Genomic DNA, 20,745 nt, shown 5'->3' on the forward strand with positions numbered 1-20,745 from the left:
TGGACGGTTAGTGCTGAAGCAGGGAGTTCCATTCCCGCACGACGTTCGCCGGGGAGAAAGGGGCGGCATGCTGCGGGCCTGCCTGCGCCATGGCGGAGCGGAGGGGGGCGTCCTGCATCAGGCGGAGGAGCTGGCGCGCGTATTCCTCCTCGTCAAAGGGGGGGGCCAGGATGCCGGTTTCACCGGGGATGACGAGGTCGCGCACGGCGGCGTAGCTGTTGAAGGCCATGGGAACGCAGCCGTGCTGCATGGCTTCCGGCAGAACCAGCCCGAAGCCCTCAAACGTGGAGGTCATGCAGAAGATGGAGGCCCGCCGGTAATAGGGGGCCGGGTTCCGGAAGCCTTCAAAGGAAACGTTGGAAAGTCGCAGGCGTTCCGCCAGTTCTTTCAGGGCGGCGGCATCCGGGCCGTCTCCCACAATGTCCAGGTGCCAGTCCGGCAGGGATTTTCCGGCGCGCGCCCAGATCCTCAGCAGTCTGTCCACGCCCTTGACGGAGTTGTCCAGCCTGCCGACGAAGAGGACGCGTTGTTCCTTTTCCTGCGGCAGGGGCGGTGCTTCAATCGGCGGGACGGGGTTGGGAATGGCCGCCAGTTTTTCCGCAGGCGTGCCGGGAGCCAGCAGCCGGAATTCCTCCATGCCGCCGCGGGAAAGAGTGACGATGCGGTCATAATTGGCCGCCAGTTCCCGGAACAGGCTTTTTTGCAGCCGCCGCGCCCGGAGCCGCTTGACGGGAAGCGCCAGTGCGTTGAACAGGAAGTCCCTGCATTTTCCGGAGAAGGAGGCGGCGCCCCGGCGCTTGTGGACAAGATGGTAATAACGCAGGGCGGAGTATTGGGAGCTGTGCTGCACGGCGACCAGCTTCACGGGAGCCTCCTCCATCTGGGTGCGCGTGCGGAAGATGCCCCAGCGGCCCGTGACGCCCCCCTCCGTCTGGTCAATAAGCACGTCCGTCTTTTCCTCCCGCAGCAGTTTCAGCAGGTAGTCCCTCTCTCCGCTGCGGGAAAGGCCGGAAGGAAGGAAGGCGAGGGGTACGGGCGCAAAGTACGTTTCCCCCAGCCTGTTTTTCTCACGGCAGAGCAGCAGAACCCTGTGTCCGGCGTCCCGCAGCATTTCAGCCAGGCCATGGGTGGCGCGCTCCATGCCGCCCTGCTTGCCCAGAGGCTCGTAAGGGAGATAGATGACGATGTTGCTCATGGTTATTCTTGCAGGCATTCCATCCAGAGGGGAATCACTTTTTCCGGTTGATAATTGGTTAATACCCTGGTGCTGGGCGGCACGTAGGGGCCGCTCATCAGCTCATCCAGCTCCCGGGCGAAGAGGCGCAGGCTGAAGGGCGGAATGAGCCGCCCCGTCTCCCGGTCCGGCAGCATATCTTCAGCAGCGTGGAAGCTGTTGAAGGCGATGGGGGTGCAGCCGTAGGAAAGGGCCTCGTTAATCACCATGGGCATGCCTTCGTGCGTGGAGGTGAGGCAGAGTATCCGGGCCTTCCGGTAGTAGGGCGCGGGGTCCTGCACTCCTTCAAAATGGACGTTTTCCAGGTTCAGCCGTGCCGCCAGCCGTTCCAGGTTGCCGCGTTCCGGGCCGTCCCCGACCAGGTACAGGCGCCAGTCCGGATGCAGGGGCTGCACCCTTTTCCAGACCTTCAGCAGGCGGTCCGCCTTCTTGGGGGAATCCACCAGCCTCCCCACGTAAAGAACGGCGTTTTCCTTCCCGGAAAGGCCGGGCTGCACGGGATCATAGGTCAGCAGGTTGGGGATGGCGTACAGGCGCGCCCTTTCCGGTTCGCCCGCCAGTTGAAGGGCGTCTTCCGTGTAGCGGGGGGAAAGGAACACCACCTTGTCCGAGCCGCGGAACATGTCCCTGTATTTCCTCCTCTTGTTGCTGACGGCCACATGCTTTTTGTACGGCAGGAGCGCCCGGCGCAGCAGCGTTTTCACGGTGTTGCCCCAGGTGCTGAAATCCTTCCGGAGCAGGGCGGAAAAGTAATCCAGCCCGGTATGGACGTCAAAGGAGATCCAGGAGACGATGGACGCCTGGACGGAAAGGCGCTCATGGCTGAAAAAGAAGGAGTCGTCCTGGTTGGCTCCGCAGTTGATGATGCAGTCCGTCTGCTGCCCGGCGCACAGGGTTTCCACGTACTCCCTGTTTTCCGCGCAGGAGAGCGTGCCTGTGCGGGGAAGGAGGAAATAAGGCGGTTCCGCAGGCAGTGAATCCGCGCCCCGGAGGGACAGGAAGGAAACCCGGTGGCCGTGCCGTGACAGGGCCTGCGCCAGAAGATACGCCGCCCGTTCCGTTCCGCCCGCATGGGGCAGGATGGGATGGTCAAAATAGAAGAGCAGGTTCATGGAAGGCAAATGGGACAGTGAAAGGGGATATTACCGGGTTTGGAAAAAGTAGCGGACGGGATTGCCCGTGGTGCCCGCCTTGGACAGCAGCCGGGTGACGCCGTAGTGCCACGGGCACGGAAGGCTGTTTTTCCTGAAGGCCTGCCTGTTCTGGCGCGTATTGCGCAGGATGGCCCGCAATCCCGCCGTGCTGGAACCGCCGGTGCGCATGAAGACCATGTTGCGGTCGATATAGGCTGTGGAGACGCGGTTCTTTTCAATAAAGCGGAGCATCAGCTCAAAATCCGCCGCGCTGCCGATGGAGGGGTCAAAGCCGCCATAGCGGGTGAAGCAGTCCTTTTTGCAGTAGAACGTGGGGTGCGCCGGGCACCATCCGCGCTGGAAGGAGCCGGGCTTGTAGTCCGTTCCGCGCCATGTCCGGACGACTTTCCGGGCCGCATTGATGTAATGCAGGTTGCCGTGAACGGCGTCCGTCCCGTGCTGCGCGAAGGCTCCGGCAATGGTTTCCAGAACGCCGTTGTCCTGGTAATAGTCGTCCGCGTTCAGAAAGCCGACGACGTCTCCGGAACTCATGCGGACACCCTTGTTCATGGCGTCGTAAATGCCGTTGTCCGGTTCGGAAATCCATTTCAGCCGCCCGTGGAAGCGCTCTTCAACGTCCTGAAGCATTTCCAGGGTGCCGTCCGTGCTGCCGCCGTCCACGACCAGGTATTCATAGCCGGTCCAGGACTGCGCCAGCACGCTTTCCAGGGTGTCCTGGAGAGTGGCGGCGCTGTTGCGGCAAACGGTGATGACGGTGATTTTCATGGCGGCGGATGCAGGGAAAAAGCGGGCGTCCCGCCCTTCCCGGCGGGGAAGGTGTTACAGGCGGAGTTTGGTGAGCATGTTGGCATTGTGGGCGTCTGTTCCCCACCACAGGTACAGGTTTTCCTTCTGGAATTTCCGGGCGGCCGCCTGGCAGGATTTCCCGTAAAGCCCGAACAGGGAGCCTATGTTCCCCTGGAAGCTGATTCCCTGTGAGGCCAGGGCAGCCAGTTCCTCCGGAGGCATGATCTTCCCGTAGCGTTCCGGATGGGCCAGGACGGGAACGAAGCCTTTCTCCTGGACCAGTTGGAGCCTGTCCCTCCAGGCGCTGGGAAGGCGGAACTGGGGAAGCTCCACGAGCAGGTGGCTGCCGTCGTGGCTGAGCGGCTCTTCCTCCTCAAGCGCCTGTTCAAAATGGTGGTCCAGCATGTATTCCGCCGCCAGGCGCAGGTCGAAATCCCGGTCCGGCAGTGCATCCAGAAGCTGCTGGAAGCGGGCCTTCAGGCGGGCGGGCGTGTTGGAGGGATAGCGGCTGCTGATGTGGGGGGTGCAATAGGCTCCCCTGAATCCTTTTTCTTTCAATCGGGAAATGATTTCCAGACTGTCCCGGAGGATGTGCGCTCCGTCGTCCACGCCCCACAGCAAATGGCAGTGCATATCCATTCCGTCCGGACAGAGCGCAGCGGTTTTAAACCTGGGTTGAAAGAGGGAGGAAAACAAGGCCGGGAATCAGGAGGGGTTGTTCTTGGAGGTGTTGCCGTAGTGGTAGCCGTAGCCGTAATAGCTGTAGCTGCTGGATTTGAAATCCACGGCGTTGATGACGAAGCCCATGTTCGGAAGCTGGCCGGATTCCGCAAGCTGCTGGACGGTGGCGATGTGCCGCTTGTCTATCCTGTTGCTGCGGATGACGTACAGGGAAATATCCGCGTGGCTGGCGAGGATGGCCGTGTCTGCCAGGATGCCGTACGGCGGGGAGTCAATGATGACGGCGTCATAGCGTTCCTTGAAGAGGCGGATGAGCTCCTCCATTTCCGGCAGGGAAAGGAGGGTGACCGGGTTGGGAACCTGGGGCCCGGCGTACAGGATGTCCACTCCGGGATGTTCCGGCAGGGTGCGGATGACGGAGAACGGGTCTTCCACCTTGCGGAGAAGGATGGTGCTCAGCCCCTTGCGGCCCTTGCCGTCAAGCTGCTTGGACAGGGAGGCCTTGCGCAGGTCCCCGTCAATGACCAGGACGCGCTTGCCGATGTTGGCAAAGGACATGGCGAGGTTGGCGGAGATGAACGTTTTCCCTTCCCCCTGCATGGTGGAGGTGAGGAGGATGACGTGCCCCTGGTTCCGGGTGACGGGGAGCATGGAGTCCGCATTGTGGCACAGGATCTGGAAATACTCAGAAATGACGGAGTGTTCATCCGTGAACATGCGGGCCACCTGCCGCTGCTCCTTCTTGGTCATGGCCGGAAGCTCCGCGACCACGGGAAGGTGCGTGACGGCGTTCAGGTCCTTCCTGTTCTTTATCTTGTTGTTGAGCAGGGCCAGCCCCAGGAAGCCGAGGATGCAGACGATGGCGCCCCCCGCCGCCGCGGTCAGCACGGATTTTCTGGTGTTGGGAGAGATGGGGTAATCCGTGCCGTGGGCGGATTCCAGCACGCGCGCGGAGGATTCCGTCAGGGCCAGCGTCAGGTCGTTTTCCAGCTCCTTGCTTAAAAGCGTCAGGTAAAGTTCCTCCTTCACCCGGTGTTCACGGTCCAGGGGGGTCAGCTCCCGGGCCTTTCCGGAGGTGGCCGTCAGCCGCTTGGCGATGTCCTGCCTCTTCCTGGTGAGTTCCTGGAGTTTCAGCTCCAGATTGTTGCGGAGATTGTCCAGGGACCTGGACGCCGCGCTGCGGGTGGCGTCCATCCTCTTCGTGAGGGTGACGACAATGGGGTTCTGCCCCCCGGCGCTTCCGGCGACCTTCTGGTATTCCAGATAGGCGGCGTTGTAGGCTTCAATCTGGCGGGAAACCCCGGAATCCGCAATGCCGGTATCCAGGGAAATGAGACCCGCCTTGTGGCCCAGGGCGTCCAGGTTTTCCTTCAGGCCGTCCGCCAGCTTCATCTGCGTCTGGAGCTCAAAGATGGAATTGTCCAGGGTTTGGGCCGCGTTGAAGTCTGCGGAGATGGACGCTTCCGTGTCTGCGATGATGTCGTTTTTGATTTTGATATCATCCATTTTCTGGTCCACTTCCTTCAGGTCCGCGCCGATCTGGCCGCGCTGCCGCCGGATGAAATCCTTCGTCTTCACCGCCTTCGTGCGGCGTTCCTCCGTGGAGTGGTCATTGTAAACCGCGATCAGCTTGTTCAGCGTGTCCGCGGCCTTGTCCGGATTGGTGGAGGTCAGCGTCATTTGCAGGATGCTGGATTCCTTGGCGTCCGGACGCGTGACCGTAAAATTGGCAAGGAGCTGGTCCGCAGCGGCGTTCACGGGAATGCGGCGCACGGTGATGGTGGTCCCGGAAACGGTTTCCGGCATGTTGGAGGTGGGGTAAACCGTGACGGTGGCGAAGGGGAGGGAAATGGGGGCGTGGAGCTTCCCTTTCTCCTGGATGGGGTTGCCGGCGGCGTCATGGTACGTCAGCGTCACGGCGTTTTCCGGCTCCAGCGTAACGTCAAAGGTGCAGAAGCGGTTCTCCGCGATGTCGTCAAACGTCACGGTGATGGGGCTGTCCTTGTACAGGTCTATTTGGCGCAGGTCCTGCTGCTTCCAGTAGGAGACGTTCAGCGTCAGGTCCTCCACCGTGTTCCGCATCACTGTGCTTGAGCGGAGGATGAAGCTTTCATTGGCCAGGTTGGCGGCTCCGGAATCCATGCCCAGTTCCACCTTGATGCGGTCCGAGGAGGAGGAATCCTTGTTGGATTCCCGCATGATGACGCTGGCCGTTTTTTCAAAAATGTAATTCTGCTTGCCGGTCACGTAATAGGCTCCGGCGCCTCCGAGAAGGGCGAAGAGCAAAATCCAGTACCAGCGTCTCAGAAGGATGCTGGTGATGACATCCAGTGACAGGGAAGATTCCGGTTCCTCGGCGGGAGGGGCTGCGGGGGGAGCAGGAGTATCTGGCATAAAAAGGAATCAATCAAAGAAGGCTCCGCCTTTCCGGAGGACGGAAAGGCGGGAAATGGGGGGATGTGCGCTTACAGGGCGCACAGGGCAACGATGCCGATAATCAGGCCGAGGCCGGAAGCCGTCCAGCCGATGTATTGGACGGTATCGCTGCGGGTGTTGATCTTGCGTTCGGCAGGCGTCACGTAAATGGTGTCGTTCTGCTGAATGTAATAATAGGGGGACTGGAAGAGGTCCTTGCTGCGGAGGTCCACGGTGGCGATCTGGCGGCGTCCGTTGGTTTCACGGATCAGGGTGATGTCCCGGTTGCCGTCGATGTTCAGGTCTCCGGCGCGGCTGAGGGCTTCCAGAATCGTCAGGCGCTGGCCGTCCACGTTGTAGGTGCCCGGGGAGGCCACTTCACCCAGGACGGAGAACTTGAAGTTGGTGATCTGGACGTTGACGGAGGCGTCGCTGATGTAGTCCCTGTTCCGCAGGGTGGCGGCAATTTCATCCCCCAGCCGGGAGCAGGTCTTGCCGGCCGCCTTGATCTTTCCGATGACCGGCAGGACGATGTAGCCGTTGGCGTCCACCAGGTAACCCTTTCGTGAGCTGGTGCCCTGGCTGCTGGACCCTATTTCGGAGACGGCAAAGGGGGCGGCCAGTTCAGGCTGCTTGCTGCTGACGGTGATGGATAACTGGTCGTCCTTCTGGATGACGGTCTGGTAATTCCCCTTGATCTTTTCATTGGTCTGTCCGGAGACGTCCTGGATATACAGGACTTCCTTGGGGCTGACGCAGGAGGGCAGGAGGGAGGAAGCGGCCAGCGCTGCGGAGCAGAGGGTGGCTTTGCTGATTAGGTTGTTGATGTTCATTGGTTGGAGAGAGGTTGGATGGAGGTATTCAGAATGATCTTCTGGGAAGGGGGGGAGGAGGGCAGGGAAAGGTCGTTATGAACGAGGGTCTGCCCCAGCTTGCTCTGGAACGCCTCGTTGCACTGCTGGATTCCTTCACGGATGACGACCGTGCGGGCCGTCTGGAAAAGGAGGGAGAGATCCATTCTCAGATTGACGTTCTGGACGTAGATCAGGTCATAGCAAAGGCGGCGGCAGAAGGGGATGCCATTGCGGCCGTGGATCTGGGCCATGCCGGTGATGCCGGGACGCACGGAGCAGCGCTTCCGGCAGTAGTTGGGCGGGAACGCGGCCATTTGGGACGGAATCCAGGGACGGGGGCCCACAAAAGCCATGTCACCCTTCAGGATGTTGATGAGCTGGGGAAGTTCGTCCAGGGAGGAGCTGCGGAGGAAGCGCCCCAGCGGGAACAGCCTCTGCTCATCGGGCAGGAGCTGCCCGTTTTCATCCTTCCGGTCGTTCATCGTTTTGAATTTGATGATCTTGAACAGTCTTCCCCTGTACCCTACGCGCGTTTGAAGAAAAAACGGGGATTTCCCTGTAGAAAGTACAAGAAGTACCGAAACGGTCAGCAGCAGCGGAATGAGGATGATGAGAGCTATTCCGGCAAGGAGGCTTCCAAGAAACGGTTTGCAGATATGTATGTACATAAGCGGCGCGGCAGAGTTACCGGATTGCAAATCCGATGTCAATAGTAATCATTAAAGAAAAAATACTTATTTATCATTCCCGCGCCTTAAAAAACTAAAAAAATTTAACTCAAACTATTGTTTTCTGTATATAAATATATGTAATTAAGTGTGTTATGATGGAATTTATCGTACCCTATTATTTTGATAGGATTTGCAATCCGCTGGATATTTTATTACAGGTGCCCAAGTATTGAATAACATGTCTTTTTATAATAGAAATATGGTTGAATTAGTGTAATCAATAAGATAGGAAGGTTGAATTGGTTATTGCTGTATTTGTGTTGGTTTGAAGGGGAATGAAGCCGTTTGCGCAGGTAAGGGAAGGACTATGCATGACGCTGTTCGGTGGAGTCCGGAAAGGAGGCTCTTCCGGGTTTTTCCTTCCTGAAATCTGTCATTTCCACCGTAATCGGGAGAAACCTGCGGCCTTCCGGACCCCCTCCTTTTGTTTAGCCTTGAGTTGGGGGCGCGGAGTTGTTAGGATAGAAGGCAGGTATGGCATTGGATGTGCAGGAGCATCATGCATTTGAGCGTGAAGAGGGGCGTCCCCCTGTTTGGATAGGAATGGCGTGGGGCGTCGTGTCCCTGCTGGGCGGGGCTGCGCTGCTTGCGGCCATGCTGACGTTTGACGTGCGGGAAATAGGCTGGAGTTATTTAAATGATTCCGGTCAGGTGATTCCGGGCACCTCCAATGTGCTGGGCGTGGCGGGATTGTACGGCGCGGGGATTCTTTATTGGGCGCTGGGCGGCATGGCCTGGATGCTGGTCATTCTGTTGGAATGGTGGGGGCTTTACCGTCTGCTGCACCGTGGAAGTCTGCCCCGCAGCGTGGTGTACGGCGGCCTTTTCCTGCTGTTGTTCGGCTGCCTGTTCCTGACGGCCGGGCATGTGCCGGGTGACGCATGGGTGGCGCGCCACCAGATTCAGGGCGCCGGCGGCCTGGCGGGACATCTGCTGGGAACGGGGCTGCTTCTTCCGTTGACCGGCACGTCCGCCGTGCTGGTTCTTTCCGGGCTGGGCTATCTGCTGGCCCTGGTTTATGCCGCGGGAATGCATCCCCGCCCGCTGTTCCGCGCCATGCTGCGGGAGTGGCGCGCCTGGCGCATGAACAGGAAGGAGAAAAGAATGGCGCGCCAGTCCGCGCAGCTTGCCAGGGAGGCGGCGCGCGTGAGGGCCAGCATGGAAGATGCGGCCCTGTCCGCCCCCAGGCCGGCCGGAAAGGGCAGGGCATCCTCTCCCCGCCTGCAGCGCACCGGGGACGACCTGGAAGGCTTATATAATGAAGTGGCCGCGGCTTCCCCTGCCAGGTCCGCAGACCCCGCTCCCGCCCCCCGCGCACCGCGTACGCAGGGGCATCTTCCGCTGACGCCGCGCCCCAGGATTACCGTGGCGAAGCCGGCGGAAATCAAGCCCGCTCCCAGGGAGCAGCCTTTCTCCAAACTGTCCACGCCGCCTACGGAGGAATTCCGGGATTACGAGCTTCCTCCGTTTGAGCTGCTGCATTATGAAGAAAAGCCGGAAGGCCCTACGGAAGAGGACAAGGATGAAATGCTGGAAATCCAGCAGAAGATCATTGATACCCTGACGACGTTCCGCGTGGACGTGACGCCGGGGGACATTACCCGCGGCCCGACCATCACCCGCTATGAAGTTTACCCCGCGCGCGGCGTGCGCGTGAACACCTTTGACCAGTATGCGAAGGACATCGCGCTGGCGACGAAGGCGGAGAGCGTGAACATCGTGGCGCCCATTCCGGGCAAGGACACGGTGGGCATTGAAATCGTCAACCGCAACAAGGTGGCCGTGCCATTGCGGGAACTCTTGCAGGACCCCGGCTTCTGCTCCCCCAAGAAGAAAATACCGCTGGCCCTGGGGAAGGACGTGTATGGCCGCACCGTGATCGGGGACCTGGCATCCATGCCGCACCTGCTGGTGGCCGGGGCCACCGGGTCCGGCAAATCCGTGTGCATCAACAGCATTATCTCCTCCATGCTCCTGAAATTCCGGCCGGATGAGCTCAGGCTCATCCTGGTGGACCCGAAGGTGGTGGAAATGCAGCCTTATTCCAAGCTGCCGCACCTGATTGTGCCGGTGGTGACGGACCCCAAGAAAGTGCCCAATGCCCTGCGCTGGTGCGTGAATGAAATGGAGCACCGCTACCACTGCTTTGCCAAGGTGGGCGTGCGCAACTTTGAAGCCTTCAACAAGCGGCCGCCGGACGCGCCTGCGGAAGAGGCGGAGGAACCGGAAGACGGGGAGGTGGATGAAGCCCTGGCGGAATCCATTGCCCGTGACCTGGAATCCCAGGGGGAATGGCCCGCGGAAGAGGATGATGAACTGGACCTGGAGGACGACGGCGTCATCCCTGAACGCTTCCCCTACATCGTCATCATCATTGACGAACTTGCGGACCTGATGCAGACGGTGGGCGCGGACATTGAAACGAACATCGGCCGCCTGACCCAGAAAGCCCGCGCCGCGGGCATCCACCTCATTGTGGCGACGCAGACGCCCAGAAGGCAGGTGGTGACGGGGACGATCAAGGCCAATATTCCCACGCGCATCGCCTTCCAGGTGGCCAGCGGCACGGACAGCCGCGTGATTCTGGACAGGCAGGGCGCGGAAAAACTGGTGGGCAAGGGCGATCTGCTGTACCTGCCGCCGGGTTCCGCCCAGGTGGAGCGGGCGCAGGGCGCCTTTATTTCCGATGACGAAGTGGAAGCCCTGGTAGCCCACTGCGCCTCCCAGGCCAGGCAGAAATTCCATGAAGAGGTTCAGAAATCCCTGGACGAACCCTCCCGCGGAGGGGCGGACAGCCCGCTGGACGACGCGGAGGAGGAATGCTACGCCAAATGCCTGGAAGTGGCTGTCATTGAGCGCAAGGTGAGCACGTCCCTGCTGCAGCGGCGTTTGAGCATCGGGTACGGACGCGCGGCGCGCATGATGGATTTGCTGGAATCCCGCGGCATCATTGCCCCGGCGGACAATACCAACCGTCCGCGCAAGGTGCTGGTGGAATGAAACGACGAGAAAAGCCCCTCCCCATGAAACGAATCCTTTCCCTGCCTGCTCTGGCGGCGTTCGCGCTGCTGGGCGCCTCCTGCTCCCAGCAGGTGCGGCCCGTCAAAAAGACCGCCCGGCCTCCCGTGTACGTGGGGAAGGTGGAGCAGGTGTACCCCAGCCACAACTATGTGCTCATTGCGCTGGCCGGGAACGTTTACGAGCCGGGAACCGTGCTCATTTCCCAGTCTCCGGGCAGGGAGGAAAACCGCAGGGTCGCGAACCTGATCGTGACGGAGGAACGTATGGGCCGGGCGCGCATTCCGGCGGACATACGCAGCGGAGCCGTGGAGGCAGGGGACCTGGTGTTCCTGTACCGGAACCTGGCCGCTCCGGAAAGCTCCGGAAAAAAGGATAACCCGGACCCGGACAATCCGGAACCGGGGACGGATGAAGACGGCAAGGAGGTCACCCCGCCGATTTCCCCGGACGGCGGCAAAACGCCGGACGGGCTGCTGCCGGTGCCCGGGGAGGCCCCCGCGCCGGACCCCGCGGACCAGGAGCGCATTTCCCGTGAGCGGGAGAAAATCCTCCGGGAGCTGGAAAGCGTTCCGGGCAAGCTGGATGACCCGTGGCGCGAGGCTTTTTCCGGAAAATCGGCAGGAAAATGATTTTTTAGATTCATTCAATAAAAGCTTGTTTTTCGGCAAGCCCGGATTAGGATAATCCCGCTTACGCAACCAGATGACTAATTTATGAAATCCATCAAAGGAACAGAAACAGAAAAGAACCTTCTCAAGGCTTTTGCCGGAGAATCCGAAGCGCGCAACCGCTACACCTACTTTGCCGGCGTGGCCAAGAAAGCCGGTTATGAGCAGATTGCCGCCATCTTCCTGGAAACCGCCGACAATGAAAAGGAACATGCCAAGGTGTTCTTCAAGCTGTTGAAGGACGCCTGCGTTGAAGTAACGCACACCGTTTGCACGGCCCCCCTGGAATCTACGGAGGAATGCCTGCTGGCCGCCGCTGCCGGCGAGCGCGACGAATGGTCCGAAATGTACCCCACGTTTGCCGAGGTGGCTGACCGTGAAGGCTTCCCCGCCATTGCGGAAACCTTCCGCCAGATTGCCACTGTGGAACAGCACCATGAGGCGCGCTACCTCAAGCTGGCTGAAAACGTGCGCGAAGGCAAGGTATTTGCCAAGGAAAAGGAAATCCAGTGGAAGTGCCGCAACTGCGGTTACGTGCACACCGGCTCCACCGCCCCCAAGGTGTGCCCGGCCTGCGTGCATCCCCAGGCGTTCTTTGAAGAACTGGCGGACAACTTCTAATCGTCCTTTCTCCAGAAACATGATTGGGGCCGGTTTCACGAGCTGATCGTGTGATCGGCCCTCTTTTTACTTACGGACGCCTTACGCTGATGGACTGGAAACGCACGGATGCGGTGTGGATGAAATATGGGCGCAGCCTCTGGAAATTCGCCGGAAGCTACGGGCTGGGCATCGCCCTGATGCTGATCCTGCTGGTGCTGACGTTTGCCGGAACGCTGCATCAGGTGCGGCTGTCTTCCTCCATGGGGCCGGAGGCGGCCATAGAATCCTTCTTCGGCGCGCCGTATGTGCTGATACCGCTGGGCGGGGAAAACTCCCTGGTTTCCCTGCCGCTGCCCGGCATGGGCATTACCTGCGCCCTGCTGTTTGCCAACCTGCTCATAGGCGGGATGTTCCGCGTCCGGTGGACCTGGAGGCACGCGGGCGTGCTGGTGGCCCACGGCGGCATTCTGCTGCTGCTGGCCGGCATCATGCTGGGCAATAAAATGACGGTGGCCGTGGACCAGGTGGAACTGCCCCAGGGCGACCGGGTGCACGAGCAGTCCCTGCCGTTTGACCTGCGCCTGAACCGCTTCGTGCCGGAATTTTATCCCGGCACCTCCAAGCCCAAATCCTATGAATCCCAGGTAACCGTCTTTCCGGAATCCGGCGGCCAGTATGATGCCGTCATCCGCATGAACGAGCCTCTCCGCCTTTCCGGCTGGACGCTGTACCAGATGAGCTGGGGGCAGGACTCCCTGCATCCGGGCAGGCTCATCTCCGTCCTCCGCGCTTCCCACAATCCCCTGGAGCAGATGCCCAAATGGTCTTCCTACATCATTGCCGCGGGACTGCTGTGGCACTTTGCCTGCGTCTTCGGAAGGTACCTGCGCCGCAAACCCGGCCAGGCTCCCGCCGGAACGGAGGCGGCGGACGACCAGCCGGCGCCGCCCGCTTCCGGCGGCAAGCGCCGCCTGCGCCTGATAGGCATTTGCGTGCTGGTGGCGGCAATCTTCGGCGTCGGCATGCTGGCGGCCCGGCCTGCCTCTCATCCGGTCCGGGTGGAGCATTACGTGCCCTGGTCCTCCTTCCTGGTGGAACGGGCCGGGGCGATGGCCGTCCAGGACGGCGGGCGCCTGAAGCCCGTCTCCACGTACGCGGGCTTCCATCTGCTCCGGACGCTGGGCAAAAGAAGCTTTGCCATGGAGACGCCGGAGGGGAAAAGGAAACTCTCTCCGGTGGAATGGATGCTGGACTGCATGTTCCGCCCGGAATTCGCGGAACAGTATCCCGTCTTCCTGGTTAACCGGGAGGAAGTAGTCAGGCGTCTGCACCTGCCGGACCAGGCGGACAAGCGGAAAAAATACTCCTACGCGCAGATTGCGGAACACTGGGAGGAAATGACCCGCGCCGTCCGGGAAATCCGGCTGCTGGGAGAAACGAACTTGACGGAAGCCCAGAAGGAAATCCTGGCCCTTTCCCGCAACTTTGACGTGGTGCGCGGCTGGATGCTCGGCTCCCGTATCATGCTGGAAGACCCCTCCGCCATGGAACGGATGGAATTCCCCCGCTGGTTCCCCTCTGCGGGCCAGCATGGGGAGCGTCTGTGGACGGCCGCCCCGGACAAAGCCACCGGAGCCTTTCTGGCCATGGCCTCCCTGCTGGAACGCAAGGCCATCGGCATGGAAGGAGCGGAAGCCTCCGGACTGCGGATGAAGGCGGAAGGATTGCTGCTGGAAAAACTGGCGCAGCCCAATGAAGCCGCCTCCGCCGGGGAACGGCACAGCCTGGAAAGGGAAATCTTCTACTACCGTCTGGACCCGCTCTATGCCTCCCTGGCCGTCTTTGTGGCGGCGTTCGTGTGCCTGCTGCTCTGCGCCCTCTTCCGTCCTGCCGCCAACGCTCCCCTCTGGCGCCGTTTTCTGCGGCCCGGCGGGTTCAGCCCTGCGTGGCTGCTGGGTGCGGCGGGGACCGGCGTGCTGGCGGCGGCCCTGGTCATCCGCGTGCTCATCACCATGAGGTCCCCGGTGGGCAACACGTATGAAACCATCGCCTTCATCGCGTGCATGGGCGTGCTCTGCGCGCTGGTGGCGGAGCTGTTCAGCAAAAAGGGCATCGTGCTGGCGGCGGGGCTTCTGCTGGGGGCCTTCTCCTGCCAGATGGGCATTCTGTACGAATCCTCCCAGGCCGTGGACCACATGGACCCCCTGGTAGCCATCCTGCGCTCCAACTTCCTGCTCTCCACCCATGTCATCACCATTGTGCTGGGGTACGCGGCCGGGTTGCTGGCGGCGGTGCTCTCCCATGTGTACCTGCTGGCCTCTCCCCTGCGCCTGATCGGCAGGAAAACGGAACAATCCCTGGACCGCATGGCTTACGGCATCCTGTGCTTCTCCCTGGTATTCACGCTGGTGGGAACGGTCTTCGGCGGCATCTGGGGCAATGAATCCTGGGGGCGCTTCTGGGGCTGGGATCCCAAGGAAAACGGGGCCCTGATGATTGTGCTGTGGCAATTGACCGTGCTGCACGCGCGGAAAGCCGGGTGGCTGTCCCCCTGGCTGCTCCACTTCAGCAACGTGGTGGGCGGCGTCATCATCGCCTTTGCCTGGTGGGGCGTCAACATGCTGGGCGTGGGCCTGCACTCCTACGGCTTCACCTCCGGCCGTGACGCCCTGGACATTTTCTACTGGTCTGAAGCCGTCCTGTGCGTCCTCTTCGTCATCCTGCATTACCGCGCGCTCCGGTGCGTGGACATCAGGTAGGCGGAGAAGGACGCATTTTTCTCATTTTCTCCTTGCCGGTCCGGGTTCTCCGGTATATATTCCCGCCACCTCATGCACGGATAGCTCAGTGGTAGAGCGGCTGTCTTACACACAGTTGGTCGGGGGTTCGAATCCCTCTCCGTGTACCATTAATAAACCCCGCAAGCTTAATGGCTTGCGGGGTTTTCTTTTATAGGTGGTTTACCAGGCGGATACACTCTGGCCTTGGTCGGGTGCGATATTTATTTTTGAGTTTGGTGTTCGAGATTGGAAAGGCGTAAATTAATTTCGGTAAGGGTGCGGGTTTGTTCATTGATGAACGTCCGCATGTCGGCATACATGATTGCAGCGGCAGCAAAGCCTACAATCATGACAATCTCGGCCTTGTACTCTCTCAGGAGCGTCAGGTAAGCGCGGGTTCTGGTGCACATGATTACTTGCTTGCATGTTGCTGCATAACGGACGGCATGTCCGTTCCCGGCTGTGCCCGGGAATAGGGAATATGCCTTGATTCCCGGAGCAGGGCGGCGGCATGGCAGCTTGCCGTGTATTCCGCCCCCGCATCCCCGGAATGTCTAACGTATCCACTGGCGCCCGATGCTGCCATGGTTGCCGCCATCAGGTATTTGACCCGTCTCCCCCAGCGGCCAGACTCCGCCTGTTTATCTTTTTCAGTATCTTGTTTGTTGATGTCCAATCTATTGTTTAGTAAAATGCTTGAAAAAATCTACAGCGGCGGAGTTCATGAGCACAAAATCCGGATAATGGACGGAGGTGAATCTCCGGTGTCCTCCGCTTTCATTGACGGCGTCAACCGTCAGGACCACACCCTCCGTCATCTCAATAGGACTTTCCTGCTCTCCTTCCGGAACCTTGGAAATGAACTGCTCCACTCTAGCCCACACCTGTTGGACCTGCCAGGGCGCGCCCATGGAGACAAGGGCTTTCACCACAGCTTCCAGGGCCGGAGCATGAGAAGGAGGAATGTCGTTCTCCGTGTAAATGCGGGACTCTATAAAACCTCCGGAAGAGGGGAAAACGGCAGTCATGTTCAATTTGTCCCATTCTCCCAACAATGGGAATTGTATTTGTATTTGTGCTTTCATCATGATTTAACTTCCATCATTTCACACCATTCCGCCACTACGGATTTTTCCCCGTAAAGGCCTGTGTAAGTTTTTAACGGCTCCACTCCGACCTCCAGCGCTTCTCTATCACATAATAGCCTTATATTTTGCATGTTGACACAATTGTGATAGGATGAGGTGAGCCATGTGTTCTCACAAATGCGGTAGGCCTCCAGCCGGCCTGCCGTCTTTTCGTTGGTTCCCACAACCCATATACCCCCATTACCGTCATTTCCCCATCCTATCGCAATCCCCCGCAACCGGAAATTGTCAGGCAGCAGCGCCGTCTTGCTCAACAGCTCTACCTGTTTGGTGTTGTGATTAAATCTGCAAAGCCTCCCGCGCGCGGGAATTTTGTTGTCCTGGTCCGCGAGCTGGTCTCCAAAATAAACATCCCACCACATGGATACACCTTCCGTAGGGCTGGAAAACGGATAATCGTCAGGTCCGGACCACTCCTCATTAAGCGTGACATTCAACAATCCGCCAGCGACAACCTGGAACATGCGCTGATATCCCAAACCGGTAGTCAGTGGTAAAAAAACTCCGGTCACAGCGGTATAAGACCCCCCACGATCGCTTTCCTGCCCAAAAGGCGCGCATCGGAAATTAAAATCAACCCAGCCATTTTCCGTTGCCGGTTTAGGCCAATAGGTAGCCAGCCAGGAAAACGGCGAGAGCAATTTACCAAACGGAGGCGTGGAAAAATTGAAATAATTCCGAGCGGCTCCATTGGAAATCTCGTTAAGTACCCTGACCTCATGTTTTCGCGCCGCGTCCGTTTCCGTGACAGGATCAACGGGAATATTGATGCCGCCGTTGGCGTTGTAGGTCCCTGCCGTCGTCAGACTTCCGGCAAGCGTCATATTGCCGCTCTCATCCAAGTGGGGAGCGGTATTCCATCGGTTGCGCTCCTCTTCCGTGATATGGACTGACGCGTCCGCTTTGTGGGCATCGAATGTTTCCGTGCTTACTTTGGAATTAACTTCAGATGCTTCAGCCTTGGAGTTCCAGGCCGTTCGTTCATCCTCTGTGATGTGAACGGAATTATTTTTTTCATGCTCATAAAAATCATTATGGGCCGTCAGTAAAATTCCGTTGATAGAGGTAATTTTATCCATGATTTTTGTTTATTATTGGTTGTAGTGAGGTAGTTGAACAACTTTGGCGCCTCCTTATCCATGATGAATTCCGGCTCATCCGGCATGGAAGGCTTGCACCTTCCATGCGGGTTGGCTTCTTCAACGGTCAGGGCAACTCTGGACGGGGTTCATGAGAACCTCCCCTTCCTTCGGTTGCGGATGGGCTGAAATTTGATCCAGCGGCGCCCTGGCTTGAAGTGCCTTACATTCCCCGGATAAAATGGAAACGGTTGAAACCCACTTCGGAAAAAATCTACGGCTGTCCCGGAGAAAGGTCATCCCGCATGGAACGTTAAGACTGCATGAATGCTGCTTTTGCCTGGAGCATCATTTGGACGTCTGCCGTTATGGATAAAAAAGCTGCCGCACCTTTCGGTGCGGCAGCCCCTGTTTAATGATGTATTGAATCGGTTTCTGAATGGGAATGAATCAGGCGCCGAAATCCAGCGCCTTGGGTTCGCGGGCCCAGACGCGGTGTTGTTTCATGGCCGTGATGAAAGGTTTCATCAGGGCCTTGGTGTCTTTCGGCGTGAGCAGCCCGGCGTCGTCCATATCCCGGGGCAGGTCCGTTGCTTCCAGCATTTCACTGGCGTCGCCGGGCAGGCCGATGGCTTTCAGGTGCCGGTATGCCTGGCGCAGGTGGTACTTGGCGTCTCCGTTCATCAGGAGCGTTTTAATGCTCTGCTCTCCTTCCGGCACGATGACGGCGTCAAACACGACGGAGGGGTTGCCGGACAGGGTGCCGTCCACAAGCAGGTCTTTCCCTTCCTCCGTATTCACGCTTCCCATGTGCGGGGCAAGAATCTGGGGGTGCACGCCTTCCTTGTGCAGGGCGCTGCAGATTTCCTCCACGGATTTCAGGCTGACGCCGTCCGCCGCCAGCAGGGAGACGCGCATGCCCTTGAGGTTGCCGTCCGGGTTGGCGTACAGGCTCAGCGCCGGGTCTTTTTCCAGGCCGCAGACCGGTTTGGGCAGTTCCCGGTTAAGCTGTTCCTCCGTGAGTTCAATGCCCAGGTTTTTAGCTACTCCGGCTGCCAGGTTTGGGTCAATGCGCGTCAGCAGGTCTACCACCCGTTCCCGGATGTACGGGCGCGTCACCTTGCCTACTTCAAAGCTGAAGGCGTCAATGATGTGCCTTTGCTCCACGGGAGTCTGGCTCATCCAGAACAGGCGGGGCTGGGCATAGTATTCCGCAAAGGAGGGGCTCCTGAGACGTTCCTTGACGCCGCTCACCGGCTGGGGGGCGGTGGAGAAACCGCCTTCTTCCGGGGGCGTTTCACGCGGCCAGTTGTCCCCGATGGAGTTGGGATCGTAGTTGGCCGGAGCGGTGTCTATCTGCATGCGGTGGAAGCCGTCCCTCTGGTTATTGTGGAAGGGGCAGACGGGCCGGTTGATGGGGATTTCCGTAAAGTTGGCTCCGCCCAGGCGGTGCCGCTGGGTGTCGCTGTAGGAGAAGATGCGGCCCTGAAGCAGCGGGTCGTCGGAAAAATCGATGCCCGGCACAATGTTGGCGGGGCAGAAGGCGACCTGTTCCGTTTCCGCAAAGAAGTTGTCCGGGTTGCGGTCCAGCACCATCTTGCCGACGATTTCCACGGGAACCAGCGCTTCCGGAATGAGCTTGGTGGCGTCCAGAATATCGAAGTCGAATTTGTCTGCGTCCTCTTCCGGAATGAGCTGCAAACCGAGTTCGAATTCCGGATAATCCCCGGCTTCAATAGATTGCCAGAGATCCTTGCGGTGGAAGTCCGGATCGCGTCCTGTCAACGCCTGGGACTCATCCCAGATCAGGGATTTTTTACCATACGCCGGTTTCCAGTGGAAGCGGACGAAGGTGCTTTTCCCTTCTTCATTGACCAGCTTGTACGTATGAATGCCGAAGCCTTCAATGGTCCGGTAACTCCGGGGAATGCCGCGGTCGGACATGAGCCACATGACGTTGTGCAGGGTTTCAGGCTGGAGGGAGACATAATCCCAGAAGGAATCGTGGGCCGTCTGCCCCTGAGGCATTTCATTGTGGGGCTCCGGCTTGACGGCATGGACGAAATCCGGGAATTTGATGGCGTCCTGAATGAAAAAGACGGGCGTGTCGTTGCCCACCAGGTCATAGTTGCCTTCCTTGGTATAGAACTTGGTGGCGAAGCCGCGGATGTCCCTCACCGTATCCGGAGATCCTCGGAAGCCCTGCACGTTGGAAAAACGCACAAAGACCGGGGTCTTTTCTCCCGGATCCTGCAGAAAGCCCGCCTTGGTGTACTTGGAAAGGGACTTGTATACCTGAAAATAGCCATGTGCCCCGGAACCTCTTGCGTGAACCACGCGTTCCGGTATCCGCTCCTGGTCAAAATGAGCCATTTTTTCCAGAAAGTGGAAGTCTTCAAGCAGAGAGGGGCCTCTGCTTCCGGCTTTAAGTGTATTTTGGTCATTGGCTATTTTAACTCCCAGGTTGCTTGTGAGCGGCTGGTCCATGCCGTTGGAGCGCATGGTGTCCAGATCCTTGATTTTTTCCGTGGTATTGTCCGGCATTTTCATGGAGCCGGGAGCGGAGGGTTCCGCATTGGGCGGCGTAGGCTTCGGAGTGGGCTTGATCAGCTCCGGATCAATCGTATCCGTGTAATGGGGTTCCGCTTCCTTTCCGTCGGTGAAAGGAGCGAGGCTGTCTTCCATGGGCGGCGTCTTTTTTTTCATTTGCTTGTTCATGATGGGACCGAATTTCTTCTATACGGGTAAGGGTTCGACTTCTCTTTTTCCGGTGATGTTCTGTCATGTTTTGTCAGCAGCCTCCGTTCAGGGATGATGGAGATTCGTTGAAAAGAACTCGACTTGAAACGTTTATATGATAGAGAATGGCATCTATGGAAAAGGCTTGTTTGATTGGCATGGCTTTTCTGCCTGTGGTCCATGCTTCATTCGCAGCAGGGCAGCAGGCGGAAGACCGCGGGGATGTAGCCGTGGACACGCGGACAGCATTCGGGAAGCCTCCGCGTTCCCTGCATCTGGAACCGGTGGAGAGCCTCTCAGTGCCGAAAAATCCGGATATTCCCTACGGCATGATTAGCCGCGTGCATCTCTATGCCGACCGCTCCCATGGCTCGGGTGAAGATTCCATTTATCTGGTGGCGGAAATGAATTTCTGCGGGGAAGACGGGGACCAGCCCCATATTGTGGGAATCTTTGCCGGTTCTCCCGCAGGGGAACCGTGCATGAGGCTGGCGGACCTGGACAGGGACGGCATTCCTGAACTGGTTCTGGTTCATGAAGCGGGAGCAGGAGCTTCATATATGCGCATTTTCCGCATTTCCCAAGAACCGAATGTCTACGACGATAAGAGCTGCATCTCCGCCTCTGCCATGCTGAAGCAGGTGGGCTGCTGCCGCACGGGAATGGGAACCGTCAGGCTGGAGGATGACGGAACGGTGGTGGTAAAGACTTATCCGGAAGGAGGAAAGATTCCGGCATCCGTGAAAAAATACCGTCTGGAACAGGGGGCGGACGGAATGAAGGAGGTGGAATAAACAGGAGCGGAGCAGGGGAAGCCGGAATAGGAGGGAGAAGCGCAGCGGCGTTTCCGGC

17 protein-coding genes and 1 tRNA gene are annotated in these 20,745 nt (G+C 59.0%); 6 read left to right on the forward strand and 12 right to left on the reverse strand.

Annotated features, from left to right (window positions below):
- Positions 1 to 7 precede the first annotated feature (7 nt).
- The 7 genes from HJW02_RS09055 to HJW02_RS09085 form a co-directional block, all read right to left on the reverse strand.
- Positions 8 to 1,195, reverse strand: a complete 1,188-nt coding sequence (locus tag HJW02_RS09055; RefSeq protein ID WP_208050632.1) for a glycosyltransferase — start codon at positions 1,193 to 1,195, stop codon at positions 8 to 10.
- Positions 1,196 to 1,197: 2 nt separating this feature from the next.
- Complete coding sequence (locus HJW02_RS09060) at positions 1,198 to 2,346, reverse strand: glycosyltransferase (protein WP_146019663.1); 1,149 nt, start codon at positions 2,344 to 2,346, stop codon at positions 1,198 to 1,200.
- Positions 2,347 to 2,376: 30 nt separating this feature from the next.
- Positions 2,377 to 3,153, reverse strand: a complete 777-nt coding sequence (locus HJW02_RS09065; RefSeq protein WP_102722459.1) for a glycosyltransferase family 2 protein — start codon at positions 3,151 to 3,153, stop codon at positions 2,377 to 2,379.
- Between the two features lie 54 nt (positions 3,154 to 3,207).
- Complete coding sequence (locus HJW02_RS09070; RefSeq protein WP_146019278.1) at positions 3,208 to 3,807, reverse strand: CpsB/CapC family capsule biosynthesis tyrosine phosphatase; 600 nt, start codon at positions 3,805 to 3,807, stop codon at positions 3,208 to 3,210.
- Positions 3,808 to 3,879: 72 nt separating this feature from the next.
- Positions 3,880 to 6,249 carry a tyrosine-protein kinase gene (locus HJW02_RS09075; RefSeq protein WP_022397303.1) on the reverse strand — a complete coding sequence of 790 codons (2,370 nt, stop codon included), beginning with the start codon at positions 6,247 to 6,249 and terminating at the stop codon, positions 3,880 to 3,882.
- Between the two features lie 71 nt (positions 6,250 to 6,320).
- The gene (locus HJW02_RS09080) at positions 6,321 to 7,103 is read right to left on the reverse strand and encodes a polysaccharide biosynthesis/export family protein (protein WP_102722454.1); all 783 of its coding nucleotides are present in this window, start codon (positions 7,101 to 7,103) and stop codon (positions 6,321 to 6,323) included.
- Positions 7,100 to 7,792, reverse strand: a complete 693-nt coding sequence (locus HJW02_RS09085; protein WP_102727139.1) for a sugar transferase — start codon at positions 7,790 to 7,792, stop codon at positions 7,100 to 7,102. Before HJW02_RS09085 ends, HJW02_RS09080 begins: the two co-directional genes overlap by 4 nt.
- A 537-nt stretch (positions 7,793 to 8,329) precedes the next feature.
- Here HJW02_RS09085 and HJW02_RS09090 point away from each other — a divergent pair.
- From HJW02_RS09090 to HJW02_RS09110, 5 genes are all read left to right on the forward strand, one after another.
- The gene (locus HJW02_RS09090; protein ID WP_102722446.1) at positions 8,330 to 10,855 is read left to right on the forward strand and encodes a DNA translocase FtsK; all 2,526 of its coding nucleotides are present in this window, start codon (positions 8,330 to 8,332) and stop codon (positions 10,853 to 10,855) included.
- A gap of 23 nt (positions 10,856 to 10,878) precedes the next feature.
- On the forward strand, positions 10,879 to 11,505 hold the full coding sequence (locus HJW02_RS09095) for a hypothetical protein (RefSeq protein WP_102722445.1): 627 nt from the start codon (positions 10,879 to 10,881) through the stop codon (positions 11,503 to 11,505).
- Positions 11,506 to 11,589: 84 nt separating this feature from the next.
- Positions 11,590 to 12,165, forward strand: a complete 576-nt coding sequence (gene rbr, locus HJW02_RS09100; protein WP_022397298.1) for a rubrerythrin — start codon at positions 11,590 to 11,592, stop codon at positions 12,163 to 12,165.
- Positions 12,166 to 12,215: 50 nt separating this feature from the next.
- Entirely contained in the window at positions 12,216 to 14,906 is a 2,691-nt protein-coding gene (ccsA, locus tag HJW02_RS09105) for a cytochrome c biogenesis protein CcsA (protein ID WP_156340783.1), read from the forward strand.
- 74 nt (positions 14,907 to 14,980) lie between these two features.
- Positions 14,981 to 15,055 (forward strand) — tRNA-Val (locus HJW02_RS09110).
- Between the two features lie 93 nt (positions 15,056 to 15,148).
- Here the strand turns inward: HJW02_RS09110 and HJW02_RS09115 are convergent.
- From HJW02_RS09115 to katE, 5 genes are all read right to left on the reverse strand, one after another.
- Entirely contained in the window at positions 15,149 to 15,337 is a 189-nt protein-coding gene (locus tag HJW02_RS09115; protein ID WP_022397296.1) for a hypothetical protein, read from the reverse strand.
- A gap of 2 nt (positions 15,338 to 15,339) precedes the next feature.
- Positions 15,340 to 15,603, reverse strand: coding sequence for a hypothetical protein (locus tag HJW02_RS09120; RefSeq protein WP_102722443.1), 264 nt, complete (start codon positions 15,601 to 15,603; stop codon positions 15,340 to 15,342).
- A gap of 1 nt (position 15,604) precedes the next feature.
- On the reverse strand, positions 15,605 to 15,955 hold the full coding sequence (locus tag HJW02_RS09125) for a hypothetical protein (RefSeq protein WP_146018292.1): 351 nt from the start codon (positions 15,953 to 15,955) through the stop codon (positions 15,605 to 15,607).
- Between the two features lie 56 nt (positions 15,956 to 16,011).
- Positions 16,012 to 17,154: a hypothetical protein gene (locus HJW02_RS09130; RefSeq protein WP_102722441.1), complete on the reverse strand. Its 1,143-nt coding sequence runs from the start codon at positions 17,152 to 17,154 to the stop codon at positions 16,012 to 16,014.
- A gap of 450 nt (positions 17,155 to 17,604) precedes the next feature.
- Positions 17,605 to 19,860: a catalase HPII gene (gene katE / locus HJW02_RS09135; RefSeq protein ID WP_102722440.1), complete on the reverse strand. Its 2,256-nt coding sequence runs from the start codon at positions 19,858 to 19,860 to the stop codon at positions 17,605 to 17,607.
- Positions 19,861 to 20,051: 191 nt separating this feature from the next.
- Here katE and HJW02_RS09140 point away from each other — a divergent pair, with 191 nt between their 5' ends.
- Positions 20,052 to 20,687 (forward strand): hypothetical protein, encoded by a 636-nt coding sequence (locus HJW02_RS09140; RefSeq protein ID WP_102722439.1) that lies wholly within the window; start codon positions 20,052 to 20,054, stop codon positions 20,685 to 20,687.
- The last annotated feature ends 58 nt before the right edge of the window (positions 20,688 to 20,745 follow it).

Origin of the sequence: Akkermansia sp. GGCC_0220 (assembly GCF_017566105.1) — a bacterium.
Lineage (GTDB): Bacteria > Verrucomicrobiota > Verrucomicrobiia > Verrucomicrobiales > Akkermansiaceae > Akkermansia > Akkermansia massiliensis.